Source organism: Euzebyella marina (assembly GCF_014855515.1).
GTDB lineage: Bacteria > Bacteroidota > Bacteroidia > Flavobacteriales > Flavobacteriaceae > Euzebyella > Euzebyella marina.
Genome location: NZ_JACYFK010000003.1, coordinates 477,116 through 495,843 on the forward strand (window position 1 = coordinate 477,116; position 18,728 = coordinate 495,843).

Sequence of the window (18,728 nt, forward strand, 5' to 3'; positions counted from 1 at the left end):
AACAAATTATTTAATTGATTAGAAAATGAAGAATAAATTTTTAATAGTTGCGGGCCTATGTTTTTCAATGGCGGCCTTTGCACAAAAGAGTGAAATTAAAACGGCGGAGAAGGCTTTAAAGGACGGAAATGCCACTGCTGCCAAGACAGCTTTGGATGCGGTATCCGGTTCTATTGCCGGAGCTGATGAGAAACTACAAGCTCAATATTACTTTACTAGAGGTAAGGCCTATGCCGATTTGGCAAAAAAAGGCGATAACAGTGCTTTTGAAGAAGCTGCATCTTCTTTTCAAAAAGTTTTAGAGGTTGAGGAGGCAAGCGGAAAAAGCAAATACTCCGATGAGACCCAACAGCATATGAGAGCTTTGAGTGCTGATTTGGTAAACTCTGCTGTTGAGGATAATGGAAACAAAAAGTTTAAGGAGGCTGCCGATAAATTGTATACTAGCTATAAAATTAGCCCACAGGATACTTCTTATTTGTACTATGCAGCAAGTAGTGCCGTTAACGGAGGTCACTACGAGCAAGCTTTGAAATTTTACGAAGAACTTCAAGAAATCGGTTATGATGGTAGTGGTAAAGTTTATAAAGCTACCAACGTAGAAACTGGGGAAGTTGAAGAGATGGATAAGAACCAGAGAGATTTGATGGTGAAATCAGGTACTTATAAAGATCCGATTGATGAAAACACTCCTTCAAAAAAAGCTGAAATCGTCAAGAATACTGCTCTTATCTATACCCAATTAGGTAAAGATGATAAAGCTCTTGAAGCTTACAAAGCTGCACGTCAAAGCAATCCTGAAGATGTGAACTTGGTTTTAAACGAAGCTAATCTTCACTATAAATTGGGTGATAAAGAAAAGTTTAAGGAATTGATGGCTGAAGCCGCTGCTATGGCTCCTGATAACCCAGATTTGCACTACAACATCGGGGTAATCAATATGGAGCAAGGTAACCTTCTAGAGGCTAGGGCTTCTTACAAAAAAGCTTTAGAAATCAATCCTGGTTACACCAATGCACAGTTGAACCTTTCTACTACCTATGTGAACGAAGGTAACTCTTTGATTGACGAGATGAACAGTCTAGGCAACTCGAAAGCTGACGTAGCTAAATACGATGAGTTGAAAGAGAAAAAAGATAACCTTTTCATGGAAGGTGCTACTGTTTTAGAAGATGCACTTAAAACGAATCCTGATAACCAAAGTATTCTTACCCAGTTAAAGAATATTTACGGCGCTATGGGTGACAATGAAAATTTCATGAGAATCAAGAAATTGATGGGCGAGTAAGCACATCCATATTCTTATAATAGAAAAATCCCTTCGATATTTCGAAGGGATTTTTTTGCTCCAATAAATTATGAACTAAACTATCTGTTTGATTACCCTGAGTTGATAAGTGTATTTTGAGGTTTCCGTATTGAAAATACCGGTGTGGTCTAAACGGTCGATACGAACTTTGCCGTCTACATGTATGATATAGTTATTTTCCATAATGATGCCCACATGAAAAATTTCTCCCTCATTATTATCAAAGAACGCCAAATCGCCCGCTTCACTTTCTTCAATAAAGCTTAAGGCTTGGCCTTGTCTAGCTTGCTCAGAAGCCTTTCTAAGCAAATTGTAGCCATTTATTTTATAGACCATTTGGGTGAAGGCAGAGGCATCAATACCAAAAGGACTTTTACCTCCCCACAAAAAGGGAGCATTCAGATATAGAAGGGCTGTTTGAACCAAGCTGTCTTTTTCTTTTTTACAATCGAAAAAACTTCCTTCGAACTTATGGGCTAACCTATCGGCGATACCTACTGACGAACCTAAGACAACGGGCAGAAGTATAGAATCCTTGGCTTCAATGAAAGATACTAAATCGCAAGATAGTTTTGAGCTTTCACTACCTTCAATTTCATTGTAAGCCGATTCGTCAATGAAAGTAAATTGTTGATTTTGAATCCAACCTTCACATTTATCAAAAGCGACCCTAATACGACTATAGAATTTGCGCTCTTCCAAAACTTTAAAATGGTCGCCATATAATAGTTGGGTAACCATTTCTGATGAGTCGTTGGCTTGCGTTCTGATTGAAACTATACTAAGGTGGCTAATACCGTATTGCATTTGGTCGTAAGGTGGAAATACGGTTTTAAGAACGTTGAACAATTATGGCAGATGCCCCGCCACCGCCGTTGCAAATAGCTGCCGCACCTAATTTTGCATTATGTTGTTGCAGCACATGGATCAATGTGACCAAAATTCTAGCACCGGAGCAACCCAACGGATGGCCCAAGGAAACGGCACCACCATTGACGTTGGTATTTTTATCGGTCAGACCCAATAGTTTGAGATTCGCGAGCCCAACAACGGAGAAAGCTTCGTTAAATTCAAAAAAGTCAATGTCTTCAATTGCCAGGCCTGCTTTAGAAAGTGCTTTTGGCAATGCCTTTGCGGGAGCAGTCGTAAACCATTTAGGTTCTTGGGCAGCATCGGCATAACTTTTAATATAAACCAAGGGTTTTAGATTCAGTTCCCTAGCTTTTTCCTCGCTCATTAGAACTAGTGCTGCAGCGCCGTCGTTTATAGTGGAAGCGTTTGCGGCAGTAACAGTTCCGTCTTTTGAAAATGCGGGCCTGAGCTGAGGTATCTTATCGATTTTTACATTTTTAAATTCTTCGTCTTCAGAGAAAAGTATCGGCTCGCCCCTTCTTTGAGGTACTTCTACGGGAATTATTTCATCATCAAAGCTTCCGTTTTTCCATGCTTCCGCTGAACGTTGGTATGATTGAATTGCAAATTTGTCTTGATCTTCGCGGGTGAAATTATATTTTTCGGCACAGGCATCGGCGCATACCCCCATGGCATTTTGGTCGTACGCATCGACAAGTCCGTCTTTCTGCATCCCATCCTCCAAAGTGGTCGGGCCGAATTTTTGTCCGTTTCGCATATATACATAATGAGGTATCAAGCTCATATTTTCCATTCCGCCGGCAACGGCCACCGAAATATCGCCCAATGCGATTGCTTGAGCCGCCTGCATTACGGCCTTCATGCCCGAGGCGCAAACCTTGTTAATGGTTGTACAAGGTACGCTTTCAGGAATGCCAGCAAAGAGCGCTGCTTGTCGCGCAGGGGCTTGGCCCGTACCGGCTTGCACAACATTGCCCATTAGCACTTCATCGACCATTTCAGGAGATAACTTAATCTTACCCAATGCCCCTTTGATGGCTACGGAACCTAACTTTGGAGCGGATATCGTTGATAAGGCTCCCATAAAACTTCCTATCGGTGTTCGTACTGCAGAAACAATTACAACCTCTTTCATTATACAAATTTGTTCCTGCGAAATTAAGAAATTAAAGAGTAATGTTAAGTGGCCTCTCGGTAAAAGCTAAATACACACTTTAATTTTCTATTTTTGGTACCAATACTACCAGTATGCGAACATTTCTTGATAACCTTTTTAAGAACCAATCGCTCATCTACAAATACTTTCTTTATGTGGTATCGGTAGTGTGCATTGTTTTCTTCTTTCCTAAAGGCGGTAAATTCAAATACGAGTTTCAAAAAGGAAAACCTTGGCAATACGAAAATCTGTATGCTCCCTTTGATTTTTCCATAAAAAAAGGAGCTGAGGAGATTGCCAATGAGCAGAAAGAAGTGCGCGGCCGTCAAGATAATTACTATCGGTTCGATAGTTCTATTCAGGCAGAGGTCTTTGAACAATTTGATGGGAAATTTTCAGATGCATTTCCGGGCGGGGAGTACGATGCAGATGAATTGGTGGTACTTAAATCTGCAGGAAAAGAAATACTTGATACTCTCTACGGTAGGGGTATCTTAATGAAGTCAAACTCAAGGCCCAGCGGCGGACAAACCTATCTGATTAAGCATAACGAGGCTAAAAAAATCAATTCAAACCAAATATGGAAGCTTCCTAATATCGATGATGTAATACTAGATATTTTAAGAAAAAACCGCCTAGATGACTTCAACAATGATTTTCAGGAGTTGTTTTTTGATTTGGTTAAACCAAATGTTTTTTATGATGATGGATTGACGGAAAGGGCTTTAGAGGATGAACTTTCTAAAATATCGCACACACGGGGTACGGTTGATGAAGGAAAACTAATAATTGCCAAAGGGGAAGTAGTAGAGGCAGAGAACCTAGAGATACTTAATTCGCTTAAATCAGAGTACGAATCTGAACTATGGACGGCCAATAATCAGTACTATATTTTATTTGGCTATACCGTTCTGGTGGCGTTGGTACTCATCATGCTACTGCTGTTTTTAAAGAAATATCGCCCAGAAATATTTGAGCACAACACCAAGGTCACCTTTATATTTTTTAATATTCTTTTCATGGTCTTTATCACGACCATGGTGGTGAAATACGATGAGCGCTTTGTATTCGTGGTGCCCCTATGCATTTTACCTTTAATACTTAAAACTTTCTTTGACGCCCGTCTAGGTCTGTTTGTTCATGTACTTACCATTTTGGTCTTGGGTTTTGTTGTGCCCAATAGTTTCGAATACATCTTTCTTCAGATTGTAGCAGGTATTGTTACCATACTTACTGTTTCCGAACTTTATAAAAGGGCCAATCTTTTTATATCCGTCGGACAGATTACCTTAATTTATGTGATAGGGTATTTAGCATTTCATATCATTCACGAGGGAAACTTAGACAATATAGCCTGGTTCACCTTAGGATTATTTTTGTTGAACGGTATGATAACATTGTTCGTTCAACCTTTGATTTATGTATATGAAAAGTTGTTTGGTTTGGTATCCGATGTTTCTCTTCTAGAACTTTCAGATACCAACTCTAAGCTTTTAAAGGAATTATCGAATAAGGCCCCAGGAACATTTCACCATTCTTTACAAGTAGCGAATTTAGCAGAGGCAGCAGCCAATGAGATTGGAGCAAACGCCATGTTGGTTAGGGTAGGGGCATTGTACCATGATATTGGTAAAATGTTGAACCCGACCTATTTTACCGAAAACCAGATAACCAATGTCAACCCGCATGATGAACTTTTACCGAAGGATAGCGGTAAAATTATATTAGATCATGTCATCAATGGTATTGAAATTGCCAAGAAGAACAATATACCCGATCGTGTAATCGACTTTATACGCTCGCATCACGGTACTACCTTGGTTTATTATTTCTTCAAAAAACAACAGGAAATCGACCCAAGTTCGGATGAAGAGGAATTTCGATATCCGGGCCCCACGCCTTTTTCTAAAGAAACCGCCATATTGATGATGGCAGATTCGGTAGAGGCCGCCTCTAAAAGTCTCAAGAACCCGACTTTTACAATTATCAATGACTTTGTTGATAAAATCATAGCAGGTCAAATGAACGCAGACCAGTTTTTAAACGCCGATATTACTTTCAAGGAAATAGAGACGATAAAAAAAATATTCAAGCAGAAGTTGATAAATATTTATCACCTTCGGGTCGAATATCCTGAGTAAGAGCGGTCTGTAAACTTGTCTAAAAAAAAGCAAATAAAATTTTGCTAACTCGAATACTATAAAGTACATTTGCATCCGCATTTTGGCCCGACGGAGGTTGGGCAACGTTCTTAAAAGAATTAATATTGGAGAGGTGCCGGAGTGGTAACGGAGCAGATTGCTAATCTGTCAGCGCGTAAGTGCTGCCTGGGTTCGAGTCCCAGTCTCTCCGCTTTTTTCCAAATAAAAATAACCTTCGGGGTGTAGCGTAGCCCGGTTATCGCGCCTGCTTTGGGAGCAGGAGGTCGCAGGTTCGAATCCTGCCACCCCGACAATTAAATGAAAACCAGTAAAGTTTTTTTACTGGTTTTTTTTATTCATTTAAAAAAGAATGGACTTTATTCACCTCAAAGTAAATTCTAATAGTTACAATAGTTATTCTTCGAAACCCTTTTCGAATAATTACACCATTACCGATTTGATCCGGTCTTAACTTAATAGGTTTTTCGAACTTAATAGGGTTTTAATATTCTCAGGTTTTTTTAATTTAAACAAATGAAAATCCCTGATGCAAATTCAATATTCCCACTAAAGCATTATGACAATCTTTGCTATTTAAAGAATATTATTAAAAGCCCTAATATCAAGGTGGGAGATTATACCTATTATGACGATTTTGAAGATGTTCAGAATTTTGTAAAAAATGTAAAATACCATTTCGATTTTATTGGGGACAAGCTAATTATTGGAAAATTCTGCATGATTGCTTCCGGTGCTACTTTTATAATGAATGGAGGAAATCATCTTACGGAGGCAATAACAACTTATCCCTTTGCCATATTTGGCGGGGATTGGCAAAATGCTATGGAAGGTAAAAGCTATCCAAGTAAGGGTGATACCATCATCGGGAACGATGTGTGGATTGGACATGATGCCACCATCATGCCAGGTGTAACAATTGGTGATGGTGCTATTATTGCGACCAAATCCGTAGTGACTAAAAATGTAGCTGCATATTCCATTGTTGGCGGAAATCCTGCAAAAGAAATACGAAAGCGATTTGATGAGGAAAAGATTCAACAGCTTTTAAATTTACAATGGTGGAATTGGAGTATTGAGAAGATTACGAAAAATGTGAAGCTATTAACTGGCAATGACCTCAGTGAACTAATTGAATAATTGAATTATGCCGTTTGTTTCTTCATCCATTTACATAAAAGCGATTGAATTAGCATTGAGAGAAGGATTGTCTCCCAAATTATTGGGAGAACATTATCCTTTAAACAAGACTGGCACATATGTACCAATGTCTTCGCTTCTAGAGGTATATGAGCTTGCAGAAGAAAACTTGCCGCCAAATTTTGGATTAAGGCAAGGTAAGCAATTGAAAACTACCGATTACGGTACGTTAGGTTTGTCATGGAGAACCTGTTTACAGGCGATAGATGTTTTGAGAAATGTTAGGCGTTATATGGTTTTGGTAACCAATGAAGGAAGCATTGATTTACGCGAAGGGACGTCTACAATTTCACTGACTTTAGATAGGGATATTTACAGAAAAGGCATTAAAACTACTATTGAGGCGCCTTTTGTAATGTTGCTTGATGTGATTAAAGAAGCAACAGGAAAACAGATAAAACCTGTGAAGGTTTGTTTTAAGCATAACATTACTAATATTAAAGATTTTACAGAATATTTCGGATGTCCTGTATATTCAAAGGCTGAAGAGAACTCCATAACTTTCGATGCCGAAACTCTTAAAATTACTACGCTTAAAGCCGATAGGTTTATCCATGATTTCTTAACCCAAAGAATGGAGGAGGAAAAGAAAGAGTTATCTCAAAAGGAAGATGAACTTACCGAAGAAATCAATAAAATTCTTAAAGAATCGATGGCAAGTGGCATTCCAAGCTTAACTCAGATTGGTGACTATTTAGGAATTAGCGGAAGAACCCTAAAAAGGAGACTATCCGATCGAGATTTAACTTTTAGGGATTTGGTTCAAAAAAACCGAAAAGAAACAGCCATTAGTTTGCTATCGAATTCTTCACGATCTATTGGAGAAATAGCTTTTTTAACCGGATTCTCTGAACAAAGTGCTTTTAATAGGGCATTTAAAAAATGGACAGGAAGCACCCCAAATCAATACCGTAAGGCTAATTAATAATAATTGTCCTCAATTGTCAATTGTTTGGAACAATCAGTCAAAAAATGGTCGCTCATCTCTTAGAAATTTGCTTTCAATAGCAAATACTAAGAAGCGATGGAGAGCATCAACTCATTTGTCAGTTTAAAGCTGATACGTCTTACCGGTTTATTTTACTTGATTGTAATTATTTGCGCAGGGTTTAGCCAAGGTTATGTTCGGGGCACTTTGGTAGTGCCTGAAGATGCCTTTTTAACAGCTGAAAATATTTTACAAAATAAAACTCTTTTTAAGCTTGGGCTTACCACTGACCTTATTGCATTTTTATTCGATGTAGTCATTTCCGTATGCTTATATCAAATTTTTAAGCCCTTTCACAAAGGTATCGCTCTAATAGGTTCGAGTTTTAGACTCATTGCCCATCCTGCCATAGGAAGTTTCAACCTTCTAAATCATTATATGGCGGTAGAGGTATTGGATTCTAATGTTTTGGTTGGTTCTTTTAGTGATGGGCAACTTCAGGAAGTGAGTAGCCTGCTAATGGAAGCGCACCATTATGGCTATCTGATTGCCGGAGCATTTTTTGGTATTCACTGTGTTTTACTGGGCATACTTATCTATTAGTCTAACGTATTTCCAAAAATCTTTGGCGGGTTGTTATTGGGTTCTGGTTTAGGATACCTGATAGAAACTTTCGGAAACTTCAATTTTTCTGGATATGAAACCTATACCGCTTTGATAGTTGGTTTTGCTGCCGCCATAGGGGAGGTAGGAATTACGATTTACATGCTAACTAAAGGTGCCACCACATCATACAAACGATTGAAAAAAATAACGGAATGAAAAAGAGTAATTTGAATATTTTGACATTCTTGTTCATTGTGGGGTTGCTTACAGTAAAATCATATGGACAATTGGCCCGTAAGATTGAAATGACCGATGATAATCGACTATTGGGTTTGGGTACACAGCACATAATCAAGTCAGATATTTTGAATGAAGAGCGTCCTATTGTTATTTCATTACCTCACGGTTATGAAGAAACCCAATTTAACTACCCGGTATTATATTTATTGGATGGTTTACAAAATATAAAGCACACCGTTGGAACAGTGGAGCATTTGACCGAATCAGGTTTAATACCTTCCATAATTGTAGTGGGTATAGAGAGCTTAGATAGAAATAGAGATTTAACTCCTTCTCAGGCAGGACAGGGTATACATGGCGGTGTTGGAAATAAGGGTATATCACAAAGTGGAGGTGCTCCCGTATTTCTTGAGTTTCTAAAAGAAGAATTGATTCCCTTTGTGGATGATAACTATCGAACGCATCCATATCGGATAATAGAAGGCCATTCTTTAGGAGGCTTGTTCAGTGTTTATGCGTTTATGGAAAGCCCTGACCTCTTTGATGCTTTCATTATAGAAGCCCCAGCACTTTGGTGGAACGGGGAAGAAATGACGGAACAGGCAAAAACCTTTTTCCAATCGGATGGGAGCCTGAATAAAACCGTTTACTTTGGTATTGGTGGTGGAGACGGTTGGGGAATGCGGGAAGAGCTAATCAGGTATGTTGAGGTAGTAAAACAGAAAACTCCAAAGAACTTCAGGTGGTTACACGAAGAGGTTGGTGATGAAGGGCATATGGCATCCCGGATGCTCCTCAATTATAATGGACTCAAGTTCTTGTTTTCAGATTTAAAAATCAGCGATGACCTAGTCAATAATTTTAGTGAAGAAAGCTTCCAAAATTCCGAACAGCAACTTTTGAATAAATACGGGGAAACCGCAAGAAGACCTGCTGAAGATTATTTTACACTTGTTTCGGCATTGGTCGATAATGAGAATGATAAAGGGGCCATAACGGTGCTTAAAAGGGCGACTGAAGCTTACCCGGTGTACGTCGGACTTCTGACTTATTTGGCACAGCTATATGAAAAAATAAATCAAAAGAACAAAGCAATTGATACCTATCTGCTTGGGGTTGAAGTTTCTAAAAGATATAAGCTGGGGCAAGAAGATGATTTTCAAATAGAAATAGAAAGATTGCGAAAAAACCAAAACTAAAACCATAAATAGTCAATCAAAAACGAACAATATGAATAGTTTAAAAATTACAGACCTTAATCTTACCTATAAGAATGGTTACAACGCCATTAATGGAATTTCCCTGGACATTAAAAATGGAATGTTTGGTCTATTGGGCCCCAATGGTGCCGGTAAATCATCCTTAATGAAAACTATAGTAGGGTTACAAAAACCATCTTCGGGCACCATAGAGTTTAATGATATAGATATAGTCGAGCAAAGTGATTATATCAAGAAGAACCTAGGGTTTTTACCACAAGATTTTGGGGTGTACCCAAGAGTAAATGCTTATGATTTATTGAACCATATTGCCATTTTAAAAGGTATTAGTAACAAATTAGAGCGTCAAAATCAGATTCAATACCTGTTGGAAAAGGTGAATCTATGGCATTTTAAAGATAAAGAGGTTCATACGTTTTCGGGTGGAATGAAACAACGTTTTGGCGTGGCGCAAGCCTTATTGGGAAATCCTAAAATAATCATCGTAGACGAACCAACGGCTGGGTTAGACCCCGAAGAGCGTAACCGTTTCAACACTCTTTTAAGTGATATTAGTACGGAAGTCATTGTCATTTTGTCAACTCATTTAGTTGAAGACGTAAAAAATCTCTGTTCTGAAATGACCATTATGAACAAGGGTAGAATCTTGAAAACAGGAAAGCCTAAGGCATTAATTGAAGAGCTACAAGGTAAGATTTGGTCAAAATCTATTGTTAAAAGTGAATTGGAATATTACCAAACCACCTTCAAGGTCATTAGTCAGCAACTCATTGAACGTCAATTACAGATTACGGTATGTTCATCTGAAAGGTTAGAGGGGTTCCACCTAACAGAACCCATATTAGAGCACGTTTACTTTAATGTTCTTTCACAAAACAACTAATTATGAACGCTATATTTCAGTTTCAAGTAAGGCATAGTAGTAATCGTTGGGTTTTGGGCTTAACAGCTCTTATTTTATTGTTTATAGGCTTGTTTGCAGGCTACAAATTCAACCTGACCGCCGGCGAAGGAATTTATCTTAATTCGCCGTATACCATAGGGTTTATGGTAGCATTATTGAGTCTTTCAATTATATTTTTAGCCATCTTGTTTGCGCTAGAGATCCTGTATAAAGAGTGGGATTCAAAATTTGATATCATACTATTCTCTTACCCTGTTTCCCTCAAAAAGTATTTATTAGGCAAGTTTTCCTTTTTTGCCACCAAAACACTGTTGAGCTTTTTCATTTTGATTGTTGGCTTTGTAGTTGGTCAAAATTTGCGAACAGGCGATGAAATGCAATTAGGGTTCAACCTCTGGTCATACGTGTATCCGTTCTTGATTTTTGGGGTAGTGAATTGTCTTCTTGTATGTAGTTTTCTGTTCATGATTGCCTATACCACCCGTAAAAAATTATTGGTTGTTATTGGTGGGTTATTGCTCTATGTTCTTTATATGGTGCTGTTAGTGTTTTCTAATTCCCCTTTCATGGCCGGGAGTATGCCACAATCTATAGAGGTGCAACAATTATCATCGATTATAGACCCCTTTGGTACATCTGCATACTTTTTTGAGGCCAGACATTTTAGTGTAATAGAGAAGAATGAGTTCGTCACGCCCTTATTAGGATTTCTGGCTTTGAACAGAACCGTTTATGTATTGTTATCAATGGTCTTTTTGTGGATGGCCAATCGCTATTATGCGTTTACTAAAACAGTAAGCAAAAAGGAATTAAAGCAAAAAAAACTAAGGAAGCCTAATCCAACGAGTCACATAATACAGAATGTTAAAACACCGACGTTCAATTTTGCGAAGGCATCAGAAGTTAAAGCTGTTCTGTCCTTTGCTAAAGTAGATTTAATTTACCTCTTTAAAAGTGTAACGATTGTAGCAGTTTCTATTTTGCTAGTGTTTTTTGTAGGAATGGAAATGTTTGCAGAAATCGATAAAGGCATTCGTTTACCTGAATACTATGCTAGTTCAGGGCTTTTGGCCACTTCCATTTCCCAAAGCTTTCATTTGTTGGCAGCTTTAATATTGGTCTATTTTGTTAATGATTTGTACTGGAGAAGTTATGCTGCTAATTTTTATTTAATAGAGCAGAGCACATTTTTTTCTAAGGTAAAATTAAAAGGGCATCTAATTTCGGTAAGTGCATTAGTTGTGTTCTTTACGATACTACTTGTCTTATTGGCTCTCGTATTTCAAGTAAGTTATGGCTATTTTCATATCGATTGGTGGGCTTATTGGGGCGTCGTGGTTTTCAATACGCTTCCTCTCATTTTATTGGCTGCTTTTTTAGTGATTATCAACAGCCTCTTAAAAAATAAATATGCGGCGCTTGGTGTTTCTATTTTGTCGGTAATCGTTCTTACCACACCCTTAATAAAAATGGTGATACCATATCCTTTACTACATGTTTTTTCTGGATTTAGGGGAATTTATAGTGACCTAAATGGGTATGGGGTTTACCTTCCAGCCTTTATGTACCGTTTGTGTTTTGGAACAGGTCTATTAGGTATTTTGTGGATGTTACATTCCTATTTCAACACCAGAGCGTGGACAAAATTAAAATCGGGTCTGGTGGTACTTTTTCTGGGATTGGCTCTTTTTAGTGGTTCGAAATTTATAAACGGGTATATCCCCAAAAATGAAGATGCCAAGGTCTTGGAAGCTGCTAGTTATGAAAAAAACTACCGCCATTATCAAGATGTAGCGCAACCCACCATTACAGAAGTAGGCACTAAAATAGACTTATATCCCTCTGAAAATGCCTATCAAATAGAAGGAACCTATACCCTGGAAAATTTAGCTGATGAATCCATTGGAAGTATTCTATTCAATTTTCACTCTGACTTAAAATTAGAGGACGCAACACTTAGAATACACGATGATGAAATTTCAATAGATGAGTTTGTCTCAGAGGTTAAACTGGATGCACCATTGATCCCAAATGAAGTGTGTACGTTAAAATTCAAACTGTCCTATAAATGGTATGCTGTTAACGGCCACGAATCTTTTAATGCCATAGTGGATAACGGCTCATTTATGAGAATTAGCAATTATTACCCAGCCCTAGGCTATCAATCTGATAACGAATTAGAAGATGTACAAAAACGGGAAGACTATGGATTAGGGGAGCCAAACGCATTAAAATCATTGGAGATGCCTGAAGTTTACATCAAGGATTTTATTGACCTAAACATGACTGTGTCTACGGAGGTTGGTCAAACGCCCATAGGTATCGGAAACCTAAAAAAGTCTTGGACAGAAAACGGAAGGGTGTATAGTCAGTACAAAACGAACGGACTTCCCTTTAGGTTTGCAGTAGCATCTTCTAAGTATCAAAAAAAATCTATAACACATAGGGGCATCGCTATTGAAGTGTTATATGATGAAAGGCACCTCGAGAATGTAGATAGATTAGTAAACAATGCGGTGTTGAGTCTAGATTATTGCATAGATAATTTTAATGGGTACCCATTTGAAAAAATAAGCTTTGTTGAGGTCTCCTCTTTTACAAGCGGCTTTGCGGCTACAGCATATCCCGCCACCATTTTTATGACCGAGAACATGATTTTCCATACCAATATAGAGAGTGACCCAACCAAAGATGTGATCAATGAATTGGCAGGTCATGAACTGGCCCATATTTGGTGGGGAAACAGCCAAATAAACCCAGATGAAAGAGAAGGCGCTTCCATGCTTACGGAATCCTTAGCCATGTACACCGAAATGATGATTTACAAAAAACTGTATGGTAAAGAGCGTATGATGGAACGTGTTCAGGTTCACCAACAAATTTATGATAATGAAAAAGGGCTTTACGGTAATACACCGTTGTACAAAGTGCCTTATGGTGCAACACACATAGCCTACTCAAAGGGTGCCATTGCTATGGTCAAACTATCTGAATTGATAGGTGAAGAAAAAGTAAATGAAGCACTTAAGAACTTTTTACTCCATAATAAATACCCTCAAAAGCCCACGTCTTTAGACTTGTTGGAAGAATTTTACAATGTTGCACCCAATCAAGATGCTAAATCTGAAATGGTGAAGCTGTTTACGACTATATGACGAAAAGATGAATGCCTAAAGCCACACGGATATGGCGAGTTGCATTCGCGGCTTGCTGCCGCAATGGTAGCCATTCGACGCCTATTCGCTATATCCGATGTTAGATACAGTGGCAAAGGCAATTTAGTGAAAATAAAATGGGGTTGGAGCCGTAGTTTTGGCGGATGTGCAGTCGTACTGCGTGGCGTTAAGGATATTTAGTGTTTGCTGTCGGGTCGGAGTGGCGCAAACACGTGCCGCAGGCGTTGTGACTAACGGTTATACATTGTTATATGCTGGCCGTAATTAGTTCAATAAGTTCTTTTTCACTTGGTCTAGGTGCATTGTCATTTATTATTTTACCATCCTTTCCAAAAAGTAAATATCTCGGAATGGTTTTGATGTTATAATTTTTATAAAGATTGGATTCTTTCCAATTTGATATTATGTGATTTTCTTCTTCTTTCGACAGATTTTCTAATTTGGAAGCCCTAACCCAAGATGAATAGTCATTATCTATTGAAATTTCTATGACTTTAAGTTTGTCTTCATTGAATTTTTGTTTTAAGTCTTTAAGAAATGGCATTTCCTTTCGGCAAGGAGCACACCAACTTGCCCAAAAGTCCACTAAAACTAATTTGCCTCTATATTTTGAAAGCACTTCTTCGAAAGTCAACTCGCTGTCATTAACAAGGTTAGTTAATATTCCAACAGTTCTATCGGTTGCATTTAGTCTCTTTGAATTCTCCTTTTGCTTATCAATAAAAGAAATCCATTTATTTTTAAATTCTTCATTTTTGTTAACTGTATAAAATTTTGTTAGATATTGGTCGAATTTTGGTTTTTCAACAAAAAATATACTTTTAAGATAGGAGTTCAATAAAACCTCTTTTGTGGAATTATTCAAAAATGTCTCTTGTTTATTAACAAAGTCAAATAGTACAGAATTCTGAACTTGATTATCTTCTTTAAAATATTTGTATAAAATCAAAGCCTTCAAAAATTCTATATATTCTTCATTGTTAAGTAATTCTTTTTCATGAAGATTTACACCTAAACTTTGAATGTCCAACTCTATATTATGGTTTTTAGCTTCTCTAATTGTAGCAGTAGCAAACTTTAATTTTTGATTTATTTTTTCTGTTGAATAGAATTTATCTGAAATGCTATTACTGGCATTTAGACTATCTAGTAATTTAATTGAGTTTCTCTTTATTTTTTCTGAATCGTATTTGTTATTTTGAATTTCGCTCTCATCGATTACTATTGCCTTACTTTTGAGATTATATATATAAAGAAGATAACCGAAATTTATTTCACCCCAAGTTCTATAACTATTCAATAGTGTAAATATAGGATACTCAATCTGTTTAGATTGATTAACATCTATTTTTTCAATATCGATTAAGAGGCTATCTCCCTTTTCAAGTTGTAACTCATAGAAAAATCCAACGAACGGATCGCCACCAATTATTTTGATAGTGTTTTGTGTTGGTATAGTTACTGATGTTTTGTTTTCTTTAAATCCGAGATACAACATGTCAGGCTTGTCCTGCATTTCATTCACGAAAAGATTTGTGAAAAGTGTATTTATAGTGTCATTCACATTAATGACAACCTCGTTCCTTTTTTCGATTTTCTTTTCTTTGATGATTGAAACTTCAGAACTATTTTCTTTCTTTTTTTCTTGACAGCCAAAAAGAGAGAATAATGATATTATTAGTAAAATGTTTTTCATCGGCTTGTATAAAACGCCACGCGGATATAGGGAGTTGCGTTGGCAACTTGCTGCCGCAATGGTAGCCATTAGACGCATGTTCGCCATACCCTATGTTAGGTACAGTGTCAAAGGCAATTTAGTGAAAATAATGAATGGGGTTGGTGCCTTAGTTTTGGCGGATGTGCAGTCGTACTGCGTGGCTAGTTGCGTGATTCGTTCGGTAAGATATCAAAAAAACGGAATAGGGACTAGGCGGAATTCGCTAGAATTCTGTGAGAGTTCTTTCATAGACAATTAGTCATATACGTCGTTGCTCTTTCGTTTATTTATTTTGATTTTGAATATTCGATCAATTCCTCAACGTAGTGAAAATCTCCTTGATTTTGAGTGAGTTTTATGAAGTTTTTTACAGCAGGTGCATATAACCAAACTTCTGTTTCATTCGCACTATATCCTCGGGAATTGGTTGTTTTACCCGTGTATTTTATAGTGTAGGCCATAAATGTTCCGGCTTCTACGGTTTCTTCTTTGTAGGACAAAACTTCGGCATCCTGACTTTGGTTTCCAGTTGTACCATCTTGACTCGTCCAACTGTTTTCAAATTTCCATGTTTTACCAACTTCGAGAGGCCAGTCGTACTTGGGTGTTTCGCTTACTTCTGGTTTAACGATTTCGGTAACAGGAATAGTATCTTTACCAATAGTTATACCTAGGGCTCGTTTAAAACTTACAATTTCTCTTGTATCTGTTCCATCCGAGCGAACCTCTCCTTCAGTAGTTACACCTTTATATTTCCAGACCCATTTTTCGCCAAGCTGATAGTCAGTTAGAGTCGGTTGGTTGGTAGTGCTGGATTTAGTTGAGTTGTTACAGGAGGAACTTAGTAATACCATGGCAAGTACTACTAGAATTCGATATTTCATTTTATTCTTTAGGACATATGACGTTATAGATTCAAATTTGTTACAACTACTAAAAGTGGCTGCCAAGCAGTAAATCTTTTAAGTTTGAATTTATTTTTAGTTGTTTTATTTCAAAGATTTGTATTCAATATCTATTAGCGCGATTAACTCCGTTATACTATTTTTTAATAAAACTGATTGCCTTGTATAATAATTAAGTTGTCTAGAAGAAATGTAAATATCAGCTAATATTCGTTTGTCTGTAATTATAATTGGTGAACCAAAGTCACCATATTTTATTTCATACGCATATTTATTTCGCAATTCATTAGAACGATCTAGCACATCCTCTCCAATACTAATGATATTTTGGGCTTCCAATTCATAGATATTTTGAATATTATTAAATAGCTCACGATTTCTTATGATGTTTGACTTTCCTTCAGATATCATTGAATTATAAGTTCCAATTTTTGGTCGAAATTTTCTATCTGTAAAGAAAATATATTCCAATTCTGAAACTCCTTCCACCTTAGGTAGCTTACCAATAATTTCCTCGAATATCAAGTCAATAGTTGTGTCTTGAGACATTAATTGAGCTATGCGCCACTTGTGATCTTTAATTACTTGAGACAACAATAATGTATCTTGAACTAAATCACTCTTTATTTCTTTGAGATAAACTTTTTCTGCATCTCTGGTTTTTTTTAACTCATTCGAGTTATTTATACTAAGCGCAATTAAAATTCCAATAACTACAAGAATAATTTCTCCGATGGCATAAAGAACATAATTAACGACCTTTTTATCTCTTATCATATTATGTCTTATTTTTCTAAAGATTTTTGCCATTGGTTTATTTTGGATTTTACTGAAGCACAAAGCCACGCGGATATGTCGAGTTGCATTCGCAGCTTGCTGCCATTAGTAATGGTAGCCATTAGACCCATATTCGCCATATCCGATGTTAGATATAGTGGCAAAGGCAATTTAGTGAAAATAATGAATGGGGTTGGTGCCTTAGTTTTGGCGGATGTGTAGTCGTACTGCAAGGCGTTAGGAACATTTAGTGTTCGCGGTCGGCACGAAGTGGCGCAAACACTTGCCGCAGGTATTATTACTAACGTGTTTGTGTATGGAAAGTTGAGCTTCTGCGGGTGAGAATTTTTCGCAGGAAAATCAGACGTAACAAAAATGCAACTACCTTTGTTTAAGCACTATGTAGCGATTTTTTGAAATATGTGATTAACTACAGTTCTTTTTAAGATATTAGAATTTATTACTTTCTTCTGATGTGTTTTTTTTGTCAAGTGTAGATCCTATTCCGACTCCAATAGCTATGCCAAGACTAAGCCATAATGCTAGATTATCTGTTGCAACTCCAACAGCGGTCCCAATTCCAACTCCGATTGCAATTCCAATTGCTAGTTTGTTATTTTTTTTCATAAAGATTTTATTATTTAAATTTTTTGATGTCTATTCTGTTCATTACATAATGTCATAACAGATACCAATTTTATTAGTGCTCTTGTGGTATTAAATGTTACAAATATTATTTTAGAATATTGCTTATAAGTATCTCTTTAAGACAATTGTAGCTAACGTTTAGTACACGAAAAGTAGGCGATTTCGAAGCGCGAAACTTTCGAATAAGCACAAAATTTTGATACAAGCTGAAACCGTTAATTTTACTGCTATTTTGCCCATTTTTTATATAAATTGTTGGCGGTTCGTTGTTTTTTGTTTTCTTTCATTAAGTTGTTTGTTCTACTCCGTCCCGTATTGCCTCTTCAAGTGTGGCAATATTTATGTCTTTCAATTTTTTGAACTTAATACAATAGCCTGTTACACTTGCCTTACCTATTGTTTTTCCATAGGTTTCAGGTAAATACTTTTTGTTTTCAATACCCATTATATAAACAGATATACCCGTTGTGTTTGCACTAATTCCAACTTGAAAAAACTCTTTGGTTTTTCCGTTAGCATATTTTATTGTTTGAAGTCCATAGCCGATTTGAGGATTAGTTACTATTTTGCCTTTATCGTCCTTGCCATCTAAAAACCAAAGTTTGGCATCTGGTAGAACTTGAAGTATCTGATTATGCAAAACTTCAACGTCCGAACGTTTTGGTTCGGGTTGTGAAGCAATGTAATTTTTAATTTGTTCTTGTATACCCATACGCTGTTCTTTAGCAACTAAATCTTAATTATTAATTATAAGCTCGTACTTGTCGTTTTTATTATTGAATCGGTTGCATTATCCTTGTATTTCATTTTTTTGTTATGAATTTTCAATGTCTTTGGCTGGCTTGTTTTCCAATGACCGCTAACTTGATTATATGCTGAACTTTATTGTGCATATATCACCAAACTAGTT

The 18,728-nt window shown here is 37.0% G+C and carries 14 protein-coding genes, 2 tRNA genes and 1 pseudogene; 10 read left to right on the top strand and 7 right to left on the bottom strand.

Annotation, left to right across the window (positions count from 1 at the left end; all coding sequences use genetic code 11):
- Positions 1-25: 25 nt before the first annotated feature.
- Positions 26-1,288, top strand: coding sequence for a tetratricopeptide repeat protein (locus IL356_RS15135; RefSeq protein WP_121848366.1), 1,263 nt, complete (start codon positions 26-28; stop codon positions 1,286-1,288).
- Between the two features lie 75 nt (positions 1,289-1,363).
- On the opposite strand, the gene IL356_RS15140 is transcribed toward IL356_RS15135, so the two are convergent.
- A complete protein-coding gene (locus IL356_RS15140; RefSeq protein WP_121850661.1) occupies positions 1,364-2,116 on the bottom strand; it encodes a C40 family peptidase in 753 nt (250 codons plus the stop codon).
- Between the two features lie 25 nt (positions 2,117-2,141).
- The gene (locus IL356_RS15145; RefSeq protein WP_121848367.1) at positions 2,142-3,317 is read right to left on the bottom strand and encodes an acetyl-CoA C-acyltransferase; all 1,176 of its coding nucleotides are present in this window, start codon (positions 3,315-3,317) and stop codon (positions 2,142-2,144) included.
- 113 nt (positions 3,318-3,430) lie between these two features.
- Here IL356_RS15145 and IL356_RS15150 point away from each other — a divergent pair, with 113 nt between their 5' ends.
- The 9 genes and pseudogenes from IL356_RS15150 to IL356_RS15190 all read left to right on the top strand — a co-directional run bounded on the left by IL356_RS15150 (position 3,431) and on the right by IL356_RS15190 (position 13,750).
- Positions 3,431-5,479: an HD family phosphohydrolase gene (locus tag IL356_RS15150; RefSeq protein ID WP_121848368.1), complete on the top strand. Its 2,049-nt coding sequence runs from the start codon at positions 3,431-3,433 to the stop codon at positions 5,477-5,479.
- 127 nt (positions 5,480-5,606) lie between these two features.
- A tRNA-Ser gene (locus tag IL356_RS15155) sits at positions 5,607-5,690 on the top strand.
- 25 nt (positions 5,691-5,715) lie between these two features.
- Positions 5,716-5,790 (top strand) — tRNA-Pro (locus tag IL356_RS15160).
- A gap of 223 nt (positions 5,791-6,013) precedes the next feature.
- The gene (locus IL356_RS15165; RefSeq protein ID WP_121848369.1) at positions 6,014-6,637 is read left to right on the top strand and encodes a CatB-related O-acetyltransferase; all 624 of its coding nucleotides are present in this window, start codon (positions 6,014-6,016) and stop codon (positions 6,635-6,637) included.
- Positions 6,638-6,644: 7 nt separating this feature from the next.
- Positions 6,645-7,622: an AraC family transcriptional regulator gene (locus IL356_RS15170; protein ID WP_121848370.1), complete on the top strand. Its 978-nt coding sequence runs from the start codon at positions 6,645-6,647 to the stop codon at positions 7,620-7,622.
- A gap of 99 nt (positions 7,623-7,721) precedes the next feature.
- A pseudogene (locus IL356_RS15175) lies at positions 7,722-8,447 on the top strand (DUF4386 domain-containing protein).
- Entirely contained in the window at positions 8,444-9,670 is a 1,227-nt protein-coding gene (locus IL356_RS15180) for an alpha/beta hydrolase-fold protein (protein WP_121848371.1), read from the top strand. Before IL356_RS15175 ends, IL356_RS15180 begins: the two are co-directional and overlap by 4 nt.
- Positions 9,671-9,701: 31 nt before the next feature.
- Complete coding sequence (locus IL356_RS15185; RefSeq protein ID WP_121848372.1) at positions 9,702-10,574, top strand: ABC transporter ATP-binding protein; 873 nt, start codon at positions 9,702-9,704, stop codon at positions 10,572-10,574.
- 2 nt (positions 10,575-10,576) lie between these two features.
- Complete coding sequence (locus tag IL356_RS15190; RefSeq protein ID WP_121848373.1) at positions 10,577-13,750, top strand: ABC transporter permease/M1 family aminopeptidase; 3,174 nt, start codon at positions 10,577-10,579, stop codon at positions 13,748-13,750.
- A 268-nt stretch (positions 13,751-14,018) separates the two neighbouring features.
- Here IL356_RS15190 and IL356_RS20255 read toward each other — a convergent pair whose 3' ends face one another.
- From IL356_RS20255 to IL356_RS15215, 5 genes are all read right to left on the bottom strand, one after another.
- Positions 14,019-15,536 carry a TlpA family protein disulfide reductase gene (locus tag IL356_RS20255; RefSeq protein WP_317125499.1) on the bottom strand — a complete coding sequence of 506 codons (1,518 nt, stop codon included), beginning with the start codon at positions 15,534-15,536 and terminating at the stop codon, positions 14,019-14,021.
- Between the two features lie 239 nt (positions 15,537-15,775).
- Positions 15,776-16,342: a hypothetical protein gene (locus tag IL356_RS15200; RefSeq protein WP_225621511.1), complete on the bottom strand. Its 567-nt coding sequence runs from the start codon at positions 16,340-16,342 to the stop codon at positions 15,776-15,778.
- A gap of 135 nt (positions 16,343-16,477) precedes the next feature.
- A complete protein-coding gene (locus IL356_RS15205; RefSeq protein WP_121848376.1) occupies positions 16,478-17,203 on the bottom strand; it encodes a DUF6090 family protein in 726 nt (241 codons plus the stop codon).
- A 417-nt stretch (positions 17,204-17,620) separates the two neighbouring features.
- Complete coding sequence (locus IL356_RS15210) at positions 17,621-17,797, bottom strand: hypothetical protein (protein ID WP_162987845.1); 177 nt, start codon at positions 17,795-17,797, stop codon at positions 17,621-17,623.
- A gap of 307 nt (positions 17,798-18,104) precedes the next feature.
- The gene (locus IL356_RS15215) at positions 18,105-18,530 is read right to left on the bottom strand and encodes a DUF1801 domain-containing protein (protein ID WP_121848378.1); all 426 of its coding nucleotides are present in this window, start codon (positions 18,528-18,530) and stop codon (positions 18,105-18,107) included.
- Between the last annotated feature and the right edge of the window lie 198 nt (positions 18,531-18,728).